The sequence below is a fragment of the Kosakonia sp. H02 genome (genome assembly GCA_030704225.1).
Classification (GTDB): Bacteria; Pseudomonadota; Gammaproteobacteria; order Enterobacterales; family Enterobacteriaceae; genus Kosakonia.
Genome location: CP131915.1, coordinates 2,577,996 through 2,600,046 on the forward strand (window position 1 = coordinate 2,577,996; position 22,051 = coordinate 2,600,046).

At 54.3% G+C, this 22,051-nt stretch carries 19 protein-coding genes; 8 read left to right on the forward strand and 11 right to left on the reverse strand.

The window, feature by feature from the left end; genetic code table 11:
• Positions 1-65 precede the first annotated feature (65 nt).
• Entirely contained in the window at positions 66-1,610 is a 1,545-nt protein-coding gene (malF, locus tag Q5705_12150; protein ID WLI75350.1) for a maltose ABC transporter permease MalF, read from the forward strand.
• Positions 1,611-1,624: 14 nt separating this feature from the next.
• A complete protein-coding gene (malG, locus tag Q5705_12155; GenBank protein WLI75351.1) occupies positions 1,625-2,515 on the forward strand; it encodes a maltose ABC transporter permease MalG in 891 nt (296 codons plus the stop codon).
• A gap of 215 nt (positions 2,516-2,730) precedes the next feature.
• On the opposite strand, the gene psiE is transcribed toward malG, so the two are convergent.
• From psiE to pgi, 6 genes are all read right to left on the reverse strand, one after another.
• The gene (psiE, locus tag Q5705_12160) at positions 2,731-3,141 is read right to left on the reverse strand and encodes a phosphate-starvation-inducible protein PsiE (protein ID WLI75352.1); all 411 of its coding nucleotides are present in this window, start codon (positions 3,139-3,141) and stop codon (positions 2,731-2,733) included.
• Between the two features lie 168 nt (positions 3,142-3,309).
• Entirely contained in the window at positions 3,310-5,406 is a 2,097-nt protein-coding gene (locus Q5705_12165) for a YjbH domain-containing protein (GenBank protein ID WLI75353.1), read from the reverse strand.
• 2 nt (positions 5,407-5,408) lie between these two features.
• Positions 5,409-6,146, reverse strand: coding sequence for a capsule biosynthesis GfcC family protein (locus Q5705_12170; GenBank protein ID WLI75354.1), 738 nt, complete (start codon positions 6,144-6,146; stop codon positions 5,409-5,411).
• Positions 6,143-6,781 (reverse strand): YjbF family lipoprotein, encoded by a 639-nt coding sequence (locus Q5705_12175; protein WLI75355.1) that lies wholly within the window; start codon positions 6,779-6,781, stop codon positions 6,143-6,145. Before Q5705_12175 ends, Q5705_12170 begins: the two co-directional genes overlap by 4 nt.
• Positions 6,782-6,845: 64 nt before the next feature.
• The gene (gene yjbE, locus Q5705_12180) at positions 6,846-7,088 is read right to left on the reverse strand and encodes an exopolysaccharide production protein YjbE (GenBank protein WLI75356.1); all 243 of its coding nucleotides are present in this window, start codon (positions 7,086-7,088) and stop codon (positions 6,846-6,848) included.
• Positions 7,089-7,532: 444 nt separating this feature from the next.
• A complete protein-coding gene (gene pgi / locus Q5705_12185; protein ID WLI75357.1) occupies positions 7,533-9,182 on the reverse strand; it encodes a glucose-6-phosphate isomerase in 1,650 nt (549 codons plus the stop codon).
• 313 nt (positions 9,183-9,495) lie between these two features.
• Between pgi and lysC the strand changes: the two genes are divergently transcribed.
• From lysC to Q5705_12200, 3 genes are all read left to right on the forward strand, one after another.
• Positions 9,496-10,845, forward strand: coding sequence for a lysine-sensitive aspartokinase 3 (gene lysC, locus Q5705_12190; protein ID WLI75358.1), 1,350 nt, complete (start codon positions 9,496-9,498; stop codon positions 10,843-10,845).
• A 102-nt stretch (positions 10,846-10,947) separates the two neighbouring features.
• Complete coding sequence (gene panS / locus Q5705_12195; protein WLI75359.1) at positions 10,948-11,889, forward strand: ketopantoate/pantoate/pantothenate transporter PanS; 942 nt, start codon at positions 10,948-10,950, stop codon at positions 11,887-11,889.
• A 149-nt stretch (positions 11,890-12,038) separates the two neighbouring features.
• The gene (locus Q5705_12200) at positions 12,039-12,311 is read left to right on the forward strand and encodes a DUF3811 domain-containing protein (protein ID WLI75360.1); all 273 of its coding nucleotides are present in this window, start codon (positions 12,039-12,041) and stop codon (positions 12,309-12,311) included.
• Here the strand turns inward: Q5705_12200 and rluF are convergent, their stop codons facing one another.
• Entirely contained in the window at positions 12,312-13,175 is an 864-nt protein-coding gene (gene rluF / locus Q5705_12205; GenBank protein ID WLI75361.1) for a 23S rRNA pseudouridine(2604) synthase RluF, read from the reverse strand.
• A 240-nt stretch (positions 13,176-13,415) separates the two neighbouring features.
• Here rluF and Q5705_12210 point away from each other — a divergent pair, with 240 nt between their 5' ends.
• Together Q5705_12210 and Q5705_12215 are read left to right on the forward strand one after the other, a co-directional pair.
• Complete coding sequence (locus tag Q5705_12210) at positions 13,416-13,733, forward strand: type II toxin-antitoxin system RelE/ParE family toxin (protein WLI75362.1); 318 nt, start codon at positions 13,416-13,418, stop codon at positions 13,731-13,733.
• Complete coding sequence (locus Q5705_12215; GenBank protein ID WLI75363.1) at positions 13,726-14,004, forward strand: putative addiction module antidote protein; 279 nt, start codon at positions 13,726-13,728, stop codon at positions 14,002-14,004. The genes Q5705_12210 and Q5705_12215 overlap by 8 nt, the downstream gene beginning before the upstream one ends.
• A gap of 30 nt (positions 14,005-14,034) precedes the next feature.
• On the opposite strand, the gene Q5705_12220 is transcribed toward Q5705_12215, so the two are convergent.
• The 4 genes from Q5705_12220 to metH form a co-directional block, all read right to left on the reverse strand.
• The gene (locus Q5705_12220) at positions 14,035-15,663 is read right to left on the reverse strand and encodes a Na/Pi cotransporter family protein (GenBank protein ID WLI75364.1); all 1,629 of its coding nucleotides are present in this window, start codon (positions 15,661-15,663) and stop codon (positions 14,035-14,037) included.
• A gap of 164 nt (positions 15,664-15,827) precedes the next feature.
• A complete protein-coding gene (locus tag Q5705_12225; GenBank protein ID WLI75365.1) occupies positions 15,828-16,310 on the reverse strand; it encodes a hypothetical protein in 483 nt (160 codons plus the stop codon).
• Positions 16,285-17,094, reverse strand: a complete 810-nt coding sequence (locus Q5705_12230; GenBank protein ID WLI75366.1) for a hypothetical protein — start codon at positions 17,092-17,094, stop codon at positions 16,285-16,287. Before Q5705_12230 ends, Q5705_12225 begins: the two co-directional genes overlap by 26 nt.
• Before the next feature lie 224 nt (positions 17,095-17,318).
• A complete protein-coding gene (gene metH / locus Q5705_12235; GenBank protein WLI75367.1) occupies positions 17,319-21,005 on the reverse strand; it encodes a methionine synthase in 3,687 nt (1,228 codons plus the stop codon).
• A 192-nt stretch (positions 21,006-21,197) separates the two neighbouring features.
• Here metH and iclR point away from each other — a divergent pair, with 192 nt between their 5' ends.
• Complete coding sequence (iclR, locus tag Q5705_12240; protein ID WLI75368.1) at positions 21,198-22,022, forward strand: glyoxylate bypass operon transcriptional repressor IclR; 825 nt, start codon at positions 21,198-21,200, stop codon at positions 22,020-22,022.
• Positions 22,023-22,051 lie beyond the last annotated feature (29 nt).

The window sequence follows — 22,051 nt, forward strand, 5'->3', positions numbered from 1 at the left end:
TGGGGTGCGCAGCCGTAGCCAACAAAGAGGCAGCGTGAAGGATGGAGTGTAAAGAGGAAATCCCCATGGATGTTGTAAGAAAACGCCACTGGTGGCAAAGCTCAAAAGTCGCATGGGCAGCCATCGCGCTAATCGGGCTATTAGTGGCTTACCTTGTCGTCATGATGTATGCCCAGGGGGAATACCTTTTTGCCATCACCACGCTCGTCCTCAGTTCGGCGGGCCTCTATATTTTCGCCAACCGCAAGGCCTACGCCTGGCGGTATGTTTACCCTGGCGTGGCGGGCATGGGCCTGTTTGTTTTGTTCCCGTTGATTTGCACCATCGCCATCGCCTTTACCAACTACAGCAGCACCAACCAATTGACCCAGGAGCGCGCGCAGCAGGTGTTGCTCGATAGGGCTTACCAGGCAGGAAAAGCTTATAACTTCGGGCTTTATCCGTCAGGAGATGCCTGGCAACTGGCGCTGACGGACGGCGAGAGTGGCAAACATTATCTCTCCGACGCCTTCAAGCCCGGCGGCGAACAACAACTGACTTTAAAAGAGGTCGATGCCCTGCCCGCAGGCGAGCGCGCGAACCTGCGTGTGATTACGCAAAACCGCCAGGCGCTGAACCAGCTCACCGCCATTTTGCCGGATGAGAGCAAAGTCGCCATGAGTTCGCTGCGTCAGTTCTCCGGCACGCGTCCGCTGTATCAGGTGGAGCAAGACGGCACGCTACTCAATAACCAGAGCGGCGCAAAATATCGCGCAAATAATGAGATTGGCTTCTTCCAGGCGATTAACGCCGACGGCAGTTGGGGCAGTGAAAAACTGAGCCCCGGTTATACCGTGACCATCGGCTGGGATAACTTCACCCGCGTTTTCACCGATGAAGGCATCCAGAAGCCGTTTATCGCGATTTTTATCTGGACGGTGGTTTTCTCGGTGCTCACCGTCGTGCTCACCGTGGCCGTCGGCATGGTGCTGGCCTGCGTGGTGCAGTGGGAATCACTCAAAGGCAAAGCGATTTATCGTGTGCTGCTGATCCTGCCCTATGCGGTGCCGTCGTTTATCTCGATCCTGATTTTCAAAGGCTTGTTTAACCAGAGCTTCGGTGAGATCAACATGATGTTGAGCGCGCTGTTTGGCATCAAACCGGCCTGGTTTAGCGATCCGACAACTGCCCGGGCGATGATCGTGATCGTCAACACCTGGCTCGGTTATCCCTACATGATGATCCTCTGCATGGGGCTGCTGAAAGCGATCCCTGACGATCTGTATGAGGCATCGGCGATGGACGGCGCAGGGCCGTTGCAAAACTTTTTCCGCATTACTTTCCCGCTGCTGATCAAGCCGCTGACGCCGCTGATGATCGCGAGCTTCGCCTTTAACTTTAATAACTTCGTGCTGATCCAGTTGCTGACCAACGGCGGGCCGGATCGCATCGGCACCACCACGCCAGCGGGCTACACCGACCTGCTGGTGAGCTACACCTACCGCATCGCCTTTGAAGGCGGTGGCGGTCAGGACTTCGGGCTTGCTGCCGCCATCGCCACGCTGATTTTCCTGCTGGTAGGCGCGCTGGCTATCGTCAACCTGAAAGCCACGCGCATGAAATTCGATTAAGGAGGACGAAAATTATGGCAATGGTGCAGGCAAAATCGCAAAAGCTGCGGCTGTTTATCACCCACGCATTACTGCTGGTGTTTATCGCCGCGATTATGTTCCCGCTGCTGATGGTGGTCGCCATTTCCCTGCGCGAAGGTAATTTCGCAACCGGCAGCTTAATTCCCGACACCATTTCGTGGGAGCACTGGCGGCTGGCGCTGGGCTTTAGCGTGGAACACGCCGACGGGCGCGTCACGCCGCCGCCGTTCCCGGTGCTGTTGTGGCTGTGGAACTCGGTGAAGATCGCCGGGATCACCGCCGTGGGGATTGTCGCGCTCTCCACCACCTGCGCGTACGCCTTTGCCCGTATGCGTTTTCGCGGTAAAGCGACGCTGTTGAAAGGGATGCTGATTTTCCAGATGTTCCCGGCGGTGCTGTCGCTGGTGGCGTTGTACGCCTTGTTTGACAGGCTGGGCCAGTACATTCCGTTTATCGGGCTGAATACGCACGGCGGGGTGATCTTCGCCTATCTTGGCGGTATCGCGCTGCATGTCTGGACGATTAAAGGGTATTTCGAAACCATCGACAGTTCGCTGGAAGAAGCCGCGTCGCTGGATGGCGCGACGCCGTGGCAGGCGTTCCGCCTGGTGCTGCTGCCGCTGTCGGTGCCAATCCTGGCTGTGGTGTTTATTCTGTCGTTTATCGCCGCCATTACCGAAGTGCCGGTCGCTTCACTGCTGTTGCGCGACGTGAACAGTTACACCCTGGCGGTCGGGATGCAGCAATATCTCAACCCGCAAAACTATTTGTGGGGCGATTTTGCCGCCGCGGCGGTGCTTTCCGCCATTCCGATTACGCTTGTATTCCTGCTTGCGCAGCGCTGGCTGGTTAACGGCCTGACCGCAGGTGGGGTGAAAGGTTAGATTTCATCGTTGTTTTCGCGCCCTAAATATTTCGGGTTAGAGCAAGGCGGCGACTGCACGAATCCCCGGGAGTTTACTGAAGTAAGTGACTGGGGTGAGTAAAGGAAGCCAACACAGCTATCACCCGAAAGATGACGGGCGTTGCCACTGCACCCTCAACTTGTATTAACCCTAACTTGTGAAGTCGTTGGCGGCCTGAACGGGCCGCCTTTTTTTTATTCCCGTCTTAAGCGCTGCGAATTACACAGCCACAGGGTGATCACCAGCAGCAGGATCGCCGCCGAGTAGATCAACACATCCATTGGCGCCTGATGATCGATGATGATCAACCGCACAATCGCGGTAATACCGATATAGACAAAATAGCGTAGCGGGAAATGCAGACCGGACTGAAAGTACTTCACAATCAGGGCGATAAATTCGAAGTAGAGGAAATAGACCACCAAGCCTTCCACCAGCTCATATTTGCTGGTTTGTACCGGGGAGAACAGCACATCGGCCAGATGCAGCGTCTCTTTCCCCAGGAAAACAATCAGGATCACCCCCAGCGCCAGCAGGCCAAGGCTTAGCACGGTCTGCAAGATGGTCGAAATAAACTCAACGCGCGGACGAGTTAGCGACGTCATAACAGCACCTCATTCTGTAGAAACAGCCTCCTGTATAGCTTAAAAATGTGATCTGGATCTACTTTATTTTGTGTCCGCAAGTGATGGCATTCGTCGGTGAGTTTTTACAGAGAGCAGGCGCAGGCTTTAAAGAAAAACGCCCTTCCCGGGAGGAGAAGGGCGAATGGATTACTGGAAGTTAACCGATTTATCACTGGTCATGCTGTAGAGGTCAAACTTACGACCCAGTTTCTGACCGCCGTCACGCGTCAGCGGTGTCCAGCCGATAGCCGCACGGCTGCGGGTTGCGCCAGAGCTGAACAGATCCAGCGGGACAGAGACATACACCCCTTTGGTGAAATCCCCTTCCCCGTACTCTGCCGCCGACACGTTGGTTTTCGTGGCGTACGCCCCGACAACGACGCCGCTGTCGAAGTGTTTCGCCACTTCCAGCGTCGCTCCTTTATCGCCCGCCAGATACTGACCGACGCTCGCTTTTATCAGCACATCTTCCGCGAACCACGGTGTCCAGTAGGCGGTGAAATGGCCGGTCTTCACGCTGTAATCGGTGAACTTCATCATGTCCTGCGCGCTACGCCAGTCACGCTGTTTCACGTAGTTACCGTCAATGCCGAAAGCCAGGTGGCTGTCGACCGGACGCCACAGCAGTTCCGCACCGGCACCGCCGAACATCGTTTCCAGATAACCGCCATATACCTGACCATAAATGTTATTGCCCAGATACTGAAAGTAGTTCGCCTGTAAGTTGTTGACGTAAATATCATTCTGCACGTATTCACGCACGCGGGTACGCACACGCGGCAGCGAGGAGTCCGTCGGCGGATTGGTGTAATTAAATTTATCGTAGTTATTCGATATGTTGGCAAACAGGCTACCGGTGGTCAGCAGGTGATCCGTTACCCACCAGTCGGCGGTTCCCATTACACCCAGTTGATACATATAGAAGCCTTCCGGCCCGCCGAGTGACTGGTTGAGCACCGGATCGATATGGAAATCGAACGTGGTTTTATCGATATACCAGCCCTGTTCGGTAGTGTCCGGCACAATCGGCGTCACGCGTTTTTGCACCAGTTCGGTGTCGTGTCCCAGCGGCTCGCCTTCAAGGTGGCGTTTCAGGCTGGCGACATCCGTTTCGGTGGTCACTTGCGGCATATGGAGCCGGTTTTCCGTGACGCGAATGGTACGAATGCCATCCGGCAAGTCGTTCATGATAATCCGGTTCGCGCGCGTTACACCTTCCTGCGTATGGCGATATTTCACCTGCTCACCGGTGACGTACAGCGTATCGCCTTTCACCTGAATTTTCGGTTCTGCGAGACCCGCATTGTATTTCAGCAGCGTAAGCTGGTTGGCGACAACGGAATGTTGCAGGATCGCATCTTGCGGCTGCGGCTGATATTTCGGCCGCGCGTTATCGTTATAGGCCGGACGCAAGCTATTGAAGTTGTTACGCAAGGTGAAACCAAACATCACGGTATTGCCGCGCTCGTAACTGAGGTTGATGTCCGCCCAGTCGGCCACACGGTAAATGGCGCCGACGTTGACCTTGCTGCGCTGCGGCAGGCTACCCGCGAAGTCCTGCACGTAGTTGTTGCCTTCATATTCCAGCTTCAAACGCAGCGGGTTCCAGGGCGTTTGATATTCCACGCCGCCAAACAGCGCGCTCGGGCCGTGGAACATCTGGCTGGTATCCGTGGAGCCTGCGGATCGCAGGCTGTTGTCGCGCGAACAAAATTTATCATCATAGGAGCACAGCGGGTTTTTGATATTGCCGCTGGTGCCCAGATAGCCCCAGCCGATGCCGAGGGAGAAATCAAACGGCCCCCAGGCTTTGTTCGCCACGACATATTCGCCATCGAACAGCCCCGTACCGCCAATATCGCGCGCGCCGACAGAGACTTGCGGCAACCAGTAGCTCTCTTGCCAGAGCCGTAATTTCAAATCGAAGGCTTTATCTTTGTAGGTTTGGTTGCCGGAAAACGCCTCGACCGAGCTATATTTGCGCGTTCGCACGTCGGTGTAGCGCAGCGTAGTTTCCAGCCACGGGAAAAGTTGCACCGAGCCGGAGTAGTAGCGGTACTCATTATTGTCGCGGTAGTTCAGGCTCAGCTCACCTTCCGGTGCCATACGCGCGGTCGGTGTTTGCAGCAAACCCACGCCGCCAAAATCCGATTGCGAAGGGCCAATCGGGTCCGGGTAGGATTCTGCGTGACAAGCGGCGCTAATTCCCAGCGCCAACAAGCTAATAACAAACGATTTTTTCATTATTATTCCGGTATCCGATGCGTCAGGGACTGAAGAATGTCAGCATTGAGCTCGTCATACTCGTTGCTCCACAAACCCGGTGCGAAACCGACGAAAATCACGCTGCCGGGCATTGGCTCCACGTGGCGTCGGTTCCAGTAAGCCACCGGTACCTTTTGCGTTTTACCGTTGGGATAAATCACCCACGCGTAGCTGCGTTCGGCGCCGCTCAACAGGCTCATATCGTCGAGGTAACTGACCACATCCCGCTGTGGCGTGAAGGGTTTCTTGCCTGGGCGACTGACGAGACCCAGAACCGTGATGGACGATGGCTGCGGCCCCACCCACAAGGTGTATTCCCCCTGTAGCGGCCGGTTGGCGAGACGATGTGTACGCAAGTAATCGGGATCCAGCTCGACGAGTTGTCTGCCGGTCACGTTCAGCGCCTGCAACTGTTGGCGTAAAGCAGTGATTGCAGCGGCACTGTCACCGCTTTCATCGGCCGCCAGTGCGCTGAGCCGCGCCAGTAGCGCCTGGTGGCGTGCCTGCTGCTCAACGGTTGCCTGACGTTCACTGACCACGGCACCTGGCCACCAGCTATTTGCCAGCCGGGGTTGGCCCACCAGGTCAATCAGGTGCTCAGCGTTGGTTAAGGTTTTGGGTTTGTTGTCACCTGCGGTATAGACATCAACCGTACCGGCAGCCAGCGCCAGCGGAGAAACGAGGCTTGATAGCAGCAGAAGGAGCGCGCGTTTTTTCATTGTTTGCCCGCCTTAATCAGCATCGTTTTCACCGGGAACCAGTCTGCGCCGAGATACTGCTCAGACTGACGTATAACCCCGGCTTCATCCACCCAGTAACGGTTGCGCCAGCTTTTTTGATCGGTGGTGACCTCTTCGTCCAGCACGCGAACCTGCGTTTCGTCACCCGCCAGTTTCACCGTGTCGGTGCCGTTCCAGTGGAACTCGGAGCGGGCATTGGCATAACGCACCTGTTTATGTTCGGTCCAGCCCATCATGCGCGTCCAGCTTGTGCCGTCGATAATTTGGTTCGGTTTCGCCAGCGGATCTGCCGCCAGGTTGTTCACTTCAATCAGGTTATCGCCGCTGAGGTGTGTTTTCACGATGCGGTAATGTTGCGTAACGATGGTGGCCTGATCTTGCGTTACCCATTTCTGCTGACCGTTTTCGGCAAAGGCGAGCACGACAAACAGTTGCGGGCCATTGTTAAGCTGCATGTATTGGCTGGCGTAGGGCATATTCTGGATATCGTCCTCGGTAAGCTGCACGCCTGGCGTGCCAAATATGCTATTCCAGAGTGAATCCCCGAGGCCTTTGATCGGGCCAGAACATGCCTGAAGGAGCAGGCAAATCAAAATGATACCAGGTCGCTTCACGACTCTTCTCCGAAAGGGGCGAAATAACCACACCGAAGTGTGGTTATAGTTAATGCACTCGTTATTACTGAGTACTTGTCGTTGTGGTGGTTGTGGTCCCCGTGTTGGAGCCATCGCCACCACCGGTTGCCGCCAGGGCGACACCGACCGCAGAACCTACGGTGCTGGCGCTCGTTGCTGCGGAGCTACCCGCAGAAACAGAGGTCGCTGCTGACCCTGCCGCTTCACCGATCTGCACCGGTGCTGCAAAAGCAGAAGTCGCCGCAAGAGCGGATATGGCAAAAATGCCATACAGGACTTTTTTCATATCAATTTCCCTTCATTGAATGAATGGAGATTTACCTGAAAAATCTCAGGCGATATGGAGTATACACAACTAAAGCAAATGAATTACGCATCGGGAAATAGCACGAAGCCTTTTAGGAACATTGGCCTACGGCATTTATCTGGAAAGGATTAATTGAAAAAACATGATTAAATTCAAAGAATTAAATAATGACAAAAACTTAACACAATAAGGCTACTCCTAAAATTTATAGCAAGCGCTACGCGGGTCGCCATATTTTTCAGATAAACCTGATGAATGATATTGCCGTCAGCAACTCAGACTATTCGCCTTAATTTAGCCCTAAACAAAATAACGATATTGAAATTACTTATATATCGGCTTTATGCAGCCGATGATATTTCGCCAGAGAAATTGAAAATATCGAACGGTAAAAAAAGCGCCGCCGAAGCGACGCTTTAGACATTAACCGCGCCAGGATTTGTAGCGGTTAATCAGGCCGTTGGTTGAACTGTCGTGGCTGGAGATGGATTTGTCATCGCCCAGCTCAGGCAGAATGCGGTTCGCCAGTTGTTTACCCAGCTCAACGCCCCACTGATCAAACGTAAAGATGTTGAGGATTGCGCCCTGAGTGAAGATTTTGTGCTCATACAGCGCAATCAGCGCGCCCAGGCTAAACGGCGTGATTTCACGCAGCAGGATAGAGTTAGTCGGGCGGTTGCCTTCGAACACTTTGAACGGCACAACGTGTTCCAGCGTGGCCGGATCTTTACCCTGATCGCGATATTCCTGCTCAACCACGTCGCGGGATTTACCGAACGCCAGCGCTTCGGTTTGCGCAAAGAAGTTAGACAGCAGTTTCTGGTGGTGATCGGAAAGCGCGTTATGGGTAATGGCCGGCGCGATGAAATCACACGGCACCATTTTGGTTCCCTGATGGATCAACTGGTAGAAAGCGTGCTGACCGTTAGTGCCCGGCTCACCCCAGATAATCGGGCCAGTCTGGTAATCCACCGCGTCGCCATTACGGTCAACGTATTTACCGTTGGATTCCATGTTGCCCTGCTGGAAGTAAGCAGCAAAACGGTGCATGTACTGGTCGTACGGCAGAATCGCTTCGGTTTCTGCGCCGAAGAAGTTGTTGTACCAGATACCGATCAGCGCCAGCAGCACCGGCAAGTTTTTCGACAGCTCCGTGGTGGAGAAGTGCTTGTCCATGGCGTGCGCGCCGGAAAGCAGCTCGACAAAGTTGTCGAAGCCAACGGAGAGAATGATTGACAGGCCAATCGCGGACCACAAAGAGTAACGGCCGCCGACCCAATCCCAGAACTCAAACATGTTGGCGGTGTCGATACCGAATTCACCAACGGCTTTCGCATTGGTGGAGAGCGCCGCGAAGTGTTTCGCAACGTGTTTTTCATCACCGGCGGTTTTCAGGAACCAGTCGCGCGCGCTGTGGGCGTTGGTCATGGTTTCCTGCGTGGTGAACGTTTTGGACGCCACCAGGAACAGGGTGCTTTCCGGGTTTACTTTTTTCAGCACTTCGGCGATGTGGGTACCATCGACGTTAGAGACAAAGTGCATGTTCAGGTGGTTTTTGTACGGGCGCAGCGCTTCGGTGACCATAAACGGACCAAGGTCAGATCCGCCGATACCAATGTTCACCACGTCGGTAATGGGCTTGCCAGTGTAGCCTTTCCAGCTACCGGAAATGATCGCTTCCGAGAAGGTTTTCATCTTCTCAAGCACAGCATTGACTTCCGGCATCACATCTTTGCCATCCACCAGGATCGGCGTATTGCTACGGTTACGCAGCGCGACATGCAGTACCGCGCGGTCTTCGGTGCGGTTGATTTTTTCACCGGAGAACATGGACTTGATGGCCCCGGCCAGATCGGTCTCTTTGGCCAGCGCCAGCAGGGTATCGAGGGTTTCTTGCGTGATGCGGTTTTTGGAGTAATCCACCAGCATCAGATCGTCAAAGGTCGCAGAGAATTTGGTGAAGCGGTCGGCGTCTTTTGCGAAGAGATCCGCAAGGGTGACATCCTTCATGTCAGCATAGTGTTTCTGTAATGCCTGCCAGGCAGAAGTCTGCGTTGGATTGATGTTTTTCATAGCAATACTCTTCTGATTTGAGAAGTGAGACTGCCGTCGATTGTAGCGCCTGCGAGGGAAAATTGTGATGGTTTTTGTGTCACCGCCCAAGTGAACGCGGGCGAAAAGCGAGTAAAAACCGCCGAAAACAAGCACAACATAAGTCATTTTACTAACAGCAAAAGCGGCATGAAAAATCCGCATAATCCCGGCGTTGACAGCATGCCCGCTCAACCTTTATTTATAAATGCGCTTTTTAGTGAATGTTTTTGCCGTACCAGGCGCGTTTCCTTGTGCCATGGCTGAATACTGGATCCCCTGTCACGAGGTTGTTATGACGAGTTTCGTTGTCGCTAAATTTGGCGGCACCAGCGTTGCCGATTACGAAGCCATGAACCGCAGTGCGGACGTGGTGCTTGCCGACTCCAGCGTCCGTCTGGTTGTCCTTTCCGCCTCCGCTGGCGTCACCAATTTGTTGGTGGCCCTGGCAGAAGGCCTTGAAGCCACAGAGCGCTTCGTTAAGCTCGACGCCATTCGCAAAATTCAGTTCGATATCCTCGAGCGCATGGCCAATCAGGCCGTGATCCGCGAAGAGATCGAGCGTCTGCTGGAAAATATCACCACCCTTGCTGAAGCCGCCTCGCTGGCGACGTCGACCGCCCTGACCGACGAACTGGTCAGCCACGGCGAACTCATGTCAACGCTGCTGTTTGTCGAAGTGCTGCGTGAGCGTAGTGTGCAGGCGCAGTGGTTTGATGTGCGCAAAGTGATGCGCACCAGCGACCGCTTTGGCCGCGCCGAACCGGATGTCGCTGCGCTGGCCGAGCTTGCCACGCAACAACTTGCGCCTCGCATCGACGACGGTTTAGTGATTACTCAAGGTTTTATCGGCAGCGAAGCCAAAGGCCGCACCACTACGCTTGGCCGTGGCGGTAGCGACTATACCGCCGCGCTGCTGGGCGAAGCGCTGCGCGCTGCGCGCGTGGATATCTGGACGGATGTGCCAGGCATTTACACCACCGATCCGCGCATTGTACCGGCGGCGAAACGCATTGATGAGATTGCGTTTGAGGAAGCGGCAGAAATGGCGACCTTCGGCGCAAAAGTGCTGCACCCGGCTACCCTGTTGCCTGCGGTACGCAGTGATATTCCGGTGTTTGTTGGTTCCAGCAAAGATCCCAAAGCGGGTGGCACATTAGTGTGCAACAAAACCAGCAACCCGCCGCTGTTCCGTGCGCTGGCGCTGCGTCGTAAGCAAACACTGCTGACGCTGCACAGCCTGAATATGCTGCATTCGCGCGGCTTTCTGGCAGAACTCTTCGGTATCCTCGCGCGGCATAATATTTCGGTTGATCTGATAACCACCTCCGAAGTGAGCGTGGCGCTGACGCTGGATACCACCGGTTCAACATCGACGGGCGATACCTTGCTGACACAGGCACTGCTGATGGAACTCTCTTCCCTGTGCCGGGTGGAAGTGGAAGAAAATCTGGCGCTGGTGGCGCTGATTGGCAACGATTTGTCGAAAGCCTGCGGCGTGGGCAAAGAGGTGTTCGGCGTGCTCGAACCGTTCAACATCCGCATGATTTGTTACGGTGCCTCCAGCCATAACCTCTGTTTCCTGGTGCCGGGGAAAGAGGCCGAGCAGGTCGTGCAGAAATTGCATCATAATTTGTTTGAATAATATTCCTTAGCACGATAAACAATGTGTATGGCCGGGCTCGAACCCGGCCTTTTTATAAAAAACACAACACGACACAATCGTAAAATCGCAAGGAATCTGTCAATGCTCGCAACCTTCACCCGGCTATTCCCATTATGGGCCGTGCTGCTCTCCGTACTCGCTTACTACTTTCCACCCACGTTTGTCGCTATCGGCCCGTGGGTGACCACACTGCTGATGCTGATTATGTTCGGCATGGGCGTGCACCTGAAAATCGACGACTTTAAACGCGTGCTGTCGCGCCCAGCGCCGGTGGCAGCGGGGATTTTCCTGCACTACCTGGTGATGCCGCTGGCGGCATGGTTACTGGCGCTGATTTTTCACATGCCGCCGGATTTATCTGCGGGCATGGTGCTGGTCGGCAGCGTCGCCAGCGGTACGGCCTCGAATGTGATGATTTATCTGGCAAAAGGCGATGTCGCGCTGTCGGTGACCATTTCGTCTGTCTCCACGCTGGTGGGCGTTGTCGCCACGCCGCTGCTGACGCGGCTGTATGTTGATGCCCATATTCAGGTGGATGTGATGGGTATGCTGGTGAGCATTCTGCAAATTGTGGTGATCCCCATTGCGCTTGGGCTGATTGTCCATCATCTTTTCCCGCGCGTGGTAAAAGCGGTGGAGCCGTATCTGCCCGCGTTCTCGATGGTCTGCATTCTGGCGATTATCAGCGCGGTGGTAGCAGGCTCTGCGGCGTATATCGCCTCTGTCGGCCTGGTGGTCATTGTCGCGGTTATCTTGCATAACAGCATCGGTCTGCTCGGCGGTTACTGGGGCGGGCGTCTGTTCGGGTTTGATGAGTCCACCTGCCGCACGCTGGCAATCGAAGTGGGAATGCAAAACTCAGGGCTGGCTGCGGCGCTGGGTAAAATCTACTTCTCCCCGCTTGCCGCACTTCCCGGCGCGCTCTTCTCCGTATGGCACAACCTTTCCGGCTCGCTGCTGGCGGGTTACTGGTCGGGCAAACCGGTCGATGGCCGTAAAACTGAGACGGTGAAAGAGGGTTAACGACAACGGGATGCCGGACAGCAGATGCGCTGATTCGGCATCCTCAACCGACAGTAATGGTTACAGGCTTGCCAGGTTTGTTATTTCCCCCTGCTCTTTCACGCTGGCATCGCGTACACTCGTTGCACTTCCCCCCAGGAGATTGCCCTATGGCCCTGACCAGACTGACGCAAAAAGAGATGACGGAGAGTGAGCAGCGGGAGCTGAAAACGTTGCTCGATCGCGCCCGCATCGCGCACGGACGCCCGCTGAGCAATTCCGAAGCAAACCATGTGAAGAAAGAGTACATCGACAAGCTGATGGCGCAGCGTGAAGCTGACGCGAAGAAAGCCCGCCAGGTGAAAAAGAAGCAGGCTTATAAACCAGATGAAAACGCAACATTTTCATGGTCGAGTAACACGCAGACGCGCGGGCGGCGTTAATTAACGCCCTTTCTTTTTCCTTCCCGGTTGGGCAAAGCGTTTACCTGCGGGCTTTGCCCGGCTTTTCTCTTCCGGCTTCGCCACTTTTACCCCTGGCTTCTTCGCCGCTTGTGGTTTGGCTTTGGCTTTCGGTTTAGCTTCTGATGATGAATTTTCAATCAGTTTAAACAGCGCAATCAGTTCATCGTCGGTAAGATCCCGCCATTCACCGGGCGGTAAACCAGTCAGGCTGATATTCATAATGCGCGTGCGCTCGAGCTTAGTGACGTCATAACCAAAGTGTTCGCACATACGGCGGATTTGACGGTTAAGCCCCTGCACAAGGGTAATGCGGAAGGTAAACGGCGCTTCTTTCTTGACCTTGCACTTTTTGGTCACCGTACCGAGAATCAGCACGCCCGCGCCCATTCCGCGCACGAATTCGTCCGTCACCGGTTTATTGACCGTGACCAGATACTCTTTTTCGTGATCGTTCCCCGCACGCAGGATTTTATTCACTAAGTCGCCGTGATTAGTGAGAAAAATCAGCCCCTGTGAATCTTTGTCCAGCCGCCCGATCGGGAAAATACGGCTGCTGTGATTGACGAAATCAACAATATTGTCTTTTTCACCGTCTTCGGTCGTACTCACAATGCCAACGGGTTTATTCAGCGCGATAAACACCAGATCTTCTTCGTTTCGCGGTTCGATAAGTTGACCGTTTACTTTCACAACATCCCCGGCAACAACCTGATCGCCAATACCGGCGCGTTTGCCATTAATAAAGACATTGCCCTGTTCGATGTAACGGTCAGCCTCGCGGCGTGAGCAGATTCCGCTTTCGCTAATATATTTGTTTAAACGTGTTGATTGGGTTGGCAGCATAAATTCTCCTGTAAAAGCGGAATATACTTGGCTTGTGGAGAAGAGAAAAATGGATTTTTGCATCGCATAAAGAGAAATGTGCGCTAACTCGATGAAAAGCTTGCTAACGGGGCAACAGAACGAATAAGCATGCGAGCCTGTTTCCATTCAGGCAGATTGCCCCCTCCTCTCTCTGCTCTCATATGTAATGCTTCCTTGCTTGAAACTCACACAAGTAGTTTATAAACTACAAGGAAAGTTATGAGAGAACTATTACAGACTGATGTGTTTAGACGCTGGGAGACAAAACTCACTGACTCAAAATTGAGATCAATTATTGCAGCGCGCCTTTTTCGGCTGGCAAATGGGCTGGGAGGAGACGTTAAACCCGTAGGTGAAGGGGTAAGCGAACTGCGTATACATTATGGTGCGGGTTACCGTATCTATTTCCACCAGCACGGTAACGCCCTCATCGTGCTGTTGTGCGGAGGTGACAAAAGCACGCAACAAAAAGACATATTCTATGCCAAGTGGTTGGCAAAACTCCCTGAAAATCAAAAGGCAAACCGCTATGAGTAAATTAACACCCTATGATCCTGCTGTGGCTCTGATAAATGATGAGGCAATCTCGGTTTTTATGGCGGACGCGCTGGAAACGGGCGATGCGGCTTACATAGCCAGGGCATTAGGCGTAGTGGCGCGAGCAAAAGGTATGGCGCAAGTTGCTACAGAAACCGGATTATCTCGCGAACAGCTGTATCGCTCTTTCAGTGAAAAAGGTAACCCAACGCTGAAAACAACCCTGGCCGTAATGAAAGCTCTGGGTATTGGCCTGACGGTAAAACGTTAACCACCGTGCCCGCAGGCACGGCGGGGATGACTATGTGTTGCGGGCTTCATCTTCGTCCGGCTGTTCCAGCACGCTGTACGCCACAGAACAGAAGAGCGAGTTAAGGCGTTTCATATCGCCCAGTAAACCGAGGTGCAGCGAGCTGGTTTCAATACTTTGCACGTTTTGTTGATGCAGCCTGTCAACATGCGCATGCGCGTAGCGGCGGTTCATTATGCGAAAACGATGCTTGCTGCGACGCAGACGGCGAGCGCTAGTGACATCGCCGGAAAAGAAGACCGACATGGCCAGTTTTAAATTGCTGAGCAGCTGTTCATGCAGCGCATCCAGCTCTTTCAGCCCCTCGACAGAGAAAGCGCGCCGCGCCGCCAGCGACTTGTCGGCGATCTCGCTGCCCATCCGCTCGATGATATCGGACGCCTGCTCAAGGTTGAGGGACATTTCGATAATCTCCGCCCAGCGTTTGGACTCCTCTTCCGCCAGTTCGTCTTTAGGCATCCGCGCGAGATAGAGTTTGATTGCCGTATAGAGCACGTTGATGTCATCAGCCTGTTTGCGTAGCTCTTTTTCCTGACGCGGCTCGCCGTGCATAACTTTATGCAGCCCTTCGAGCATCAGCTCCATCGCATCACCTATGCGCAACGTTTCCCGCGCGGCATTTGCCAGCGCCAGCGTCGGTGTATCAAGTGCGGAACTGTCGAGATGCTTCGGTTTAAGACGCGTGTCCAGCTCCGGTACTTCGCGAATAATGCGCTTACAGAACTTCGCCATCGAGCCGGCAAACGGCACCATCATCAGGCAGCGGATCAGGTTGTAAAAGACGTGAAAATAGATAACCAACTCCGCTTCCGGCAGCGGTAATTTCTGCATTGCGCTCGCCAGAACGTGGACAAACGGCAGGATAATCAGGCTGCCCACCAGCTTAAACAGTAAGCTGCCGAGTGCCACGCGGCGGGCGGCAGCATTTGCGCCGCTGTTATTGAGCATTGCCAACAGGCCCGAACCGAGGTTGGCGCCAATCACCAGACACAGCGCCACCGGGAACGAGATAATGCCCGCCGTGGTCAAGGTTGCCGTCAACAATACGGCCGCCAGGCTGGAATAACTGATAATGGCGAATACCGCGCCAATTAACGCATCCAGCATAATATCGCCGGTCAGCGAGGCAAAAATAACCTGTACGCCATTCGCCTGGGTGATGGGCGTCACCGCCTGCACTATCAACTCCAGCGCCAGCAGAATCAGCCCGAGACCGATGCTCACACGCCCAAGCTGGCCTTCACGGGTTTGCTTGCGCCCGAGGAAGAAAATCACACCAACAAAAATCAGCAGCGGCGAAAGCCAGGAGAGATCGAAGGTCAACACGCGCGCCATTAACGCGGTCCCCACATCGGCACCCAGCACAATCACCAGCGCTGGCGTCAGCGCCACCAGATCCTGAGCGACAAACGAGGTGACCAGCATGGTAGTGGCATTACTGCTTTGCACCAGCGCGGTCACACCAATGCCCGCGCAGAAGGCGAGCGGTTTTTTTTCAACACTCCGACTCAGGACAGTGCGTAAGCGCGCGCCAAAGACGCGCATAACGCCAGTACGCACAATGTGCGTTCCCCACACCAGCAAAGCCACGGCAGAAAGAAGATGAAGCAAAGTCAGCACAGAATCAGTTCCTCCTTATCGTTATGCGTTGTCCGTTATCTATTGCGATAACATCAACATTATTAAGCAAGTATAAGGCGTTAAACCGGAGAGGGGCGCAGGACGTATGTTAAGCGCCCTGCGAGTTGTAAGAAAAAATGACGGTTTTGTGACAGATCAGCGATTTAATGATGCGCAGTGATGGCGGCATCGGTATGGGGATTGCCGTTGCATTTCGCCCACACCACCGAGGCGATTTTTAACGCTTCTGACAGTATAAACAGCACGATGGCTCCCCACGCCGAGCTAAAGCCAGTGAAATGCATCATCAGCGGGATCAACGCGACAGAGCATTTCAGGGAAAACAGACGGGCAATTTCCTGCACAATAAAAAATGCAGTATTAATTTTCTTTTTCGCAATAAACGACCACGCAGAGAAAATCAACGACACAATTAACGCGATATTGATAAAAAACATTATTTGAATTAAGCCACCCGCAAAGCCGCTTACGCCTAACTGTGGGTAATGAGTATAGAAATTACTTATATCAGAATAAAAAGGGACGCCGCCGTTTTGCAGGGAAAAGAAAACATAACCCGCCAACGCCAATACATCCATGAGGCCCCAAAATACGAATAGCTTATTTCTTAAATTCATAATCTTCATCCCTTACGCCTGGAATCCATTGCCATGATTTACCCGACTGCGTCCAGGCATCATCACCTTCAAGGTATTTCTGATAAACAGACCGCTTTTCACCATAGCGCCTGATCACCGAACGATTATAGAGGATTTCCCGCGTATCCGACGTCACGCTTGTCGGAATGGGTGTCCAGAGCTGAATTTTGTCCCGCGAGGTATTCATATAATCTTTACCGTCAGAACCGAATACGCGTCCCTCTTCCCCCATGTTGGTCGCCCGGTTGATAAGCATTACCGCTGCGTTTTTCGCGCCGTGGAAGTCCGTCTCGCTGGTTTTCCAGTAGCCGGGGCCATACTCCGGCGTGACCGGCACAAAGCTGCTGCGGGTCGGGGCTGGCCGCCCATGCATCGCCACGCTGTCCTTAAACCCGTTCAATATGGTTCTGATAAAAACGGCGTTAAATGACAGGCCCTGTACGCAAAACAGCTCTGCGCTCTCGGAAATAAAGAATGGGTAATAGAAGCGATTGCGGGTGCTGACATTCGGGCGAACCACCACCACGATGCCTTTATCGACCAGGCTATCAATATATTTTTCTTTTTGATGGCCCAGCGGATCGTGCGGTAAACCATATTTAAAACCGTGGTGCTGCTTAATGCTGTAGCCATCAATACTGCCCAACACATTATTCGGGCTGCTTTCGATGAAATACTCTTTTCTGATTATGTTTTTGGCGATATCTGGAGCCAGAATATTTTCATAATCTTTCGGCAGTAGATTTCGTTTTCTAATATCATAAATATCCATTTTATAATACCTACATTCAATAGATGACAGCTAAATGAACCGCAAAAGAGTAAGCAACCTTGCTTTCAAACTTGCCCATCATACGCATGAAGAGGAACAAGGGTCTAAGAAAACATTTTATTTTAAGAATGTTCTTAGTTTCAATTTATATTATGTTTGCTTCAAGCCTGTTTCGTGGAAATTAAATAATAAAGAAACGGGGCACATAAAATGCCCCGTGAAATTTAATCCGCATCGTAGCCTAAATTCGACGCCAGCCAGCGCTCAACTTCCGCAACCGGCATCCCTTTACGCCGGGCATAATCTTCCACCTGATCGCGCTGGATTTGCGCCACCGCGAAGTATTTGCTGTCCGGGTGGCTGAAATACCAGCCGGAAACGGACGCGCCCGGCCACATGGCGAAGGACTCCGTCAGTTTCATCCCGGTGTGTTTTTCAACATCCAGCAACTGCCAGATAGTGCCTTTTTCGGTGTGCTCCGGGCAAGCCGGGTAACCCGGTGCCGGGCGGATGCCCTGATAATTTTCACGGATCAGCTCGTCATTGCTGAGGTTTTCGTTCGGTGCATAGCCCCAGTACACTTTGCGAACCCGCTCATGCAGGTATTCCGCGAAGGCCTCTGCCAGACGGTCAGCCACCGCTTTAACCATGATTTTGTTGTAGTCATCGTGGGCTGCATCCCAGGCTTCTGCCAGCGCGTCCTCTTCGAGGCCACCGGTCACGGCGAACGCGCCAATGTAATCTGCTTTGCCGCTCAGTTTCGGCGCGACAAAATCCGCCAGGCAGTAGTTGGCAAAACCGACTTTCTCGGTCTGCTGGCGCAGATGGCAGGCCCGCGTCAGCACGTGCGTGCGGGTTTCGTCGCGATAGATTTCAATGTCATCACCGACGCGGTTCGCCGGGAACAGTCCGACCACACCGCGCGGGTTGAGCCGTTTTTCAGCGCTGAGCATATCGAGCATTTCGTTGGCGTCGGCAAACAACCGCTTCGCCTCTTCGCCCACCACTTCATCTTCCAGAATGCGGGGATATTTGCCCGCCAGCGACCAGGTCATAAAGAACGGCGTCCAGTCGATGTAATTACGCAGCGTTTCAATGCCCGCAGTGACTTCCTGTACGCCCAGGCGATGCGCAACGGGCGGCGTGTAACTTGCCCAGTCGAAGGCGAGATCGTTATCGCGCGCCGCCTGTAATGTCACCGGCGGGGTACGCGGTTTTTTACGTGCATGCTGAATGCGCACGGTTTCATACTCTTTACGGGTGCGGGCGACAAAGTCGTCATGCTGGGTAGCAGAAAGCAGCGATGACACCACGCCCACGGTGCGCGAGGCGTTTTGCACATACACCGTTGGCCCGCTGTAGTTCTGTTCGATTTTCACCGCCGTGTGCGCTTTCGAGGTGGTCGCCCCACCAATCAACAGTGGAATGGTAAAACCCTGGCGCTCCATCTCTTTCGCCACGTTGACCATCTCGTCCAGCGACGGCGTGATCAACCCCGACAGACCGATCAGGTCGGCATTCACTTCACGGGCAGTTTTGAGGATTTTATCGGCGGGTACCATCACGCCGAGATCGATAATCTCGTAGTTGTTGCACTGCAACACCACGCCGACGATGTTTTTGCCGATATCATGCACATCGCCTTTTACCGTGGCGATCACCATCTTGCCGTTGCTGCTGCCCTTCTCTTTACTGGCTTCGATATACGGTTCCAGGTAGGCCACGGCTTGTTTCATCACACGCGCGGATTTGACCACCTGCGGCAGGAACATTTTGCCCTCGCCAAACAGATCGCCCACCACGTTCATGCCGTCCATCAGCGGCCCTTCGATCACTTCGATCGGGCGCGCGGCCTGCTGGCGGGCTTCTTCGGTGTCCTGCTCGATAAATTCGGTAATGCCTTTCACCAGCGAATATTCGAGGCGTTTTTTAACATCCCAACTGCGCCACTCGGCTTGCTGAGCATTGGCGCCGTCGTCGGCGGCTTTGCTGCCGCGATATTTCTCCGCCAGATCCAGCATACGTTCGGTGGCGTCGTCGCGGCGATTGAGGATCACATCTTCTACTGCGTCGCGCAGCTCGGCGGGCAGATCGTCGTAAATCGCCAGTTGCCCGGCGTTGACGATGCCCATGTCCATGCCGTTGCGAATGGCGTAATAAAGGAATACGGCGTGGATCGCTTCGCGGACCGGGTCGTTACCGCGAAAAGAGAACGACACGTTCGACACGCCGCCGGAGATCAGCGCATGGGGCAACTCGCGTTTGATGTCTTCACACGCGCCGATAAAGTCCTGCGCGTAGTTATTGTGCTCGTCGATACCGGTCGCCACGGCAAAGATGTTCGGGTCGAAAATGATGTCTTCCGGCGGGAAGCCCACCTCTTCGGTCAAAATTTTATACGCGCGGCGGCAAATCTCGATTTTGCGCGCGCGGGTATCCGCCTGGCCCGCTTCGTCAAAGGCCATCACCACGACCGCAGCGCCGTAGCGGCGCACCAGCTTCGCATGGTGGATAAACGGCTCAACCCCTTCTTTCATCGAGATAGAGTTAACAATGCCTTTGCCCTGGATGCACTTCAGGCCTTTTTCGATCACGTCCCATTTTGAAGAGTCGATCATGATCGGTACGCGGGCGATATCCGGTTCACCGGCAATCAGATTGAGGAAACGCACCATCGCCGCTTCGGCGTCGAGCATCCCTTCATCCATATTGATGTCGATGATTTGCGCACCGTTTTCCACCTGCTGGCGCGCCACATCCAGCGCTTCGCTGTATTTCTCTTCTTTAATAAGACGTTTGAATTTGGCCGATCCGGTGACGTTGGTGCGTTCGCCCACGTTAACAAACAGGCTCTCACTGCCAATGTTCAGCGGCTCAAGGCCCGCCAGACGGCAGGCAACGGGAACGTCCGGCAGTTTACGCGGCGGCAAACCCGCGACCACGCGGCTCATGGCGGCGATATGCTCAGGCGTTGTACCGCAGCAGCCACCGACAATATTCAGAAAGCCCGCCTCTGCCCATTCGCGGATCTGCGTCGCCATCGTGTCGGCATCAAGATCGTATTCGCCAAAAGCGTTCGGCAGACCAGCGTTCGGGTGGGCGGTGACATAGCACTCGGCAATGCGTGACAATTCCTGCACATATTGGCGCAGCTCATCCGGCCCCAGTGCGCAGTTCAGGCCGAAGGTGAGCGCATCGGCGTGGCGCAAAGCGTTATAAAATGCTTCTGTCGTTTGCCCGGAGAGCGTGCGCCCGGAAGCGTCGGTAATGGTGCCGGAGATCATGATGGGAAGCTCAACGCCCAGCGCGTCAAACTCCTCTTTCACCGCGAAGATTGCTGCTTTGGCGTTGAGCGTATCAAACACCGTTTCGATCAGGATCAGATCTGCACCGCCTTCCACCAGCGCTTTGGTCGACTCGCGATACGCGCTAACCAGCTGATCGAAGGAGATATTACGAAACGCGGGATCGTTTACGTCCGGCGAAATAGAGGCGGTACGGTTGGTCGGGCCAAGCACACCGGCAACGTAGCGCGGTTTGTCCGGCGTTTGCGCCGTCCACTTGTCGGCACAGGCGCGCGCCAGCCTGGCGGCGGCAAAGTTGATTTCCGCCGACAGGGATTCCATCTGGTAATCCGCCATGGCGATGGTCGTGGAGTTAAAGGTGTTGGTTTCGATGATGTCCGCGCCCGCCGCAAAATAGGCGTCATGGATGGCGGAAATCACCTCCGGCTTGCTGAGAACCAGCAGGTCGTTGTTACCTTTTAGATCGCAGGGCCAGTCGGCGAAGCGCTCGCCGCGAAAATCCTGCTCACTCAGACGATAGCTCTGGATCATGGTGCCCATGCCCCCATCCAGAACCAGAATGCGTTCACTTAACTGCTGCTTCAGTTGCTCAACTTTGCTGCTCACACTTACTCCCGACGAGGCTCAAACAGGCCAAAAGGCCAGCAGGACATACTGGCATAAAGTGACAGAGCGGAAAAGCGACACGGGGTTAACATGAGAGAAGTTCAGCATCACTCATCCGATCAGTCGTCTTCAGAGTTACGTTATACTCTGGCAAAACGAAAACTATTTCCACGATACAGAAAAGGAGCCGCTATGGTCGCATCCGTTCCCGCTAAACGAGGCAGAAAAGCCACCGCGCCCGCAACGCCCGCTGGCGGGCAAGTTCAGTCGTTAACGCGTGGCCTGAAATTACTGGAATGGATCGCCGAATCACACGGCAGTGTCGCGCTGACGGAGCTGGCGCAGCAAGCGGGTTTACCTAATTCAACCACCCATCGTCTGCTAACCACCATGCAACAGTTGGGGTTCGTCCGCCAGGTGGGTGAGCTGGGTCACTGGTCGGTGGGCGCGCATGCGTTTGTCGTCGGCAGCAGTTTTCTGCAAAGCCGCAACCTGATGGCGATTGTCCACCCGATTCTGCGCAAATTGATGGAAGAGTCCGGGGAGACGGTCAACCTGGCGGTGCTCGATAAGAGCGATCATCAGGCCATTATTATCGATCAGGTGCAGTGTACCCAGTTGATGCGCATGTCCGCGCCGATTGGCGGTAAACTGCCGATGCACGCTTCCGGCGCGGGAAAAGCGTTTTTATCGCGGCTGGATGATGAACACGTTGCCAGCCTGCTGCACCGCCAGGGGCTGCATGCTTATACCCCTGCGACGCTGGTGTCGCCGCTGCATCTGAAAGAGGATCTTGCCCAGACGCGCAAGCGGGGTTATTCGTTTGATGATGAAGAGCATGCGCTGGGTCTGCGCTGTGTGGCGGCCTGCATCTTTGATGAGCACGGCGAGCCGTTCGCCGCGATCTCCATTTCCGGGCCGATTTCACGCATTACCGACGATCGCGTGACAGAACTGGGCGCCATGGTGATCCGCGCAGCGAAAGAGGTGACGCTGGCTTACGGCGGAATGCGCTAACGCGCAAAGAGTTCTCTTAATCGTTGCGA